This window comes from Amycolatopsis nivea (genome assembly GCF_004522235.1).
Taxonomy (GTDB): Bacteria; Actinomycetota; Actinomycetes; order Mycobacteriales; family Pseudonocardiaceae; genus Amycolatopsis; species Amycolatopsis nivea.
Map to the genome: position 1 here is coordinate 1 of NZ_SDLT01000114.1, position 722 is coordinate 722.

At 68.3% G+C, this 722-nt stretch carries 1 protein-coding gene; it reads right to left on the minus strand.

The genetic code is table 11. The features are described 5' to 3' along the window. On the minus strand, positions 1-722 hold a 722-nt coding region (gene ispG / locus EIZ44_RS44460; protein ID WP_134734620.1), incomplete at both ends, for a flavodoxin-dependent (E)-4-hydroxy-3-methylbut-2-enyl-diphosphate synthase.

A 722-nucleotide genomic window follows, 5' to 3' on the forward strand; every position in this document is an offset into this window, starting at 1 on the left:
TTGACGAAGATCTGGCCTTTGCCGTTGCCGGAGGCGACGCCGAGGTCGGCTTCGCGGGCTTCGCCGGGGCCGTTGACGACGCAGCCCATGACCGCGACGCGCAGCGGGATTTCCATGCCTTCCAGGCCGGCGGTGACCTGGTCGGCGAGGGTGTAGACGTCGACCTGGGCGCGTCCGCAGGAGGGGCAGGACACGATCTCCAGCTTGCGGGGCCGCAGGTTGAGCGACTGCAGGATCTGGGTGCCGACCTTGACCTCTTCGACCGGCGGCGCGGACAGCGAGACCCGGATGGTGTCGCCGATGCCCTGGCGCAGCAGCGCGCCGAACGCGACGGCGGATTTGATGGTGCCCTGGAACGCGGGCCCGGCCTCGGTGACGCCCAGGTGCAGCGGGTAGTCGCACTGGTCGGCGAGGATTTCGTAGGCGCGGACCATCACGACGGGGTCGTTGTGCTTGACCGAGATCTTGATGTCGTGGAAGTCGTGCTCGGCGAAGAGGGAGGCTTCCCACATCGCCGATTCGGCGAGGGCTTCCGGGGTGGCCTTGCCGTATTTCTCGAGCAGCCGCTTGTCCAGCGAGCCGGCGTTGACGCCGATCCGGATCGGCGTGCCGTGGTCCTTCGCCGCCTGGGCGATTTCCTTGACCTGGTCGTCGAACTTGCGGATGTTGCCCGGGTTCACCCGCACCGCGGCGCAGCCGGCCTCGATCGCGGCGAACACGTA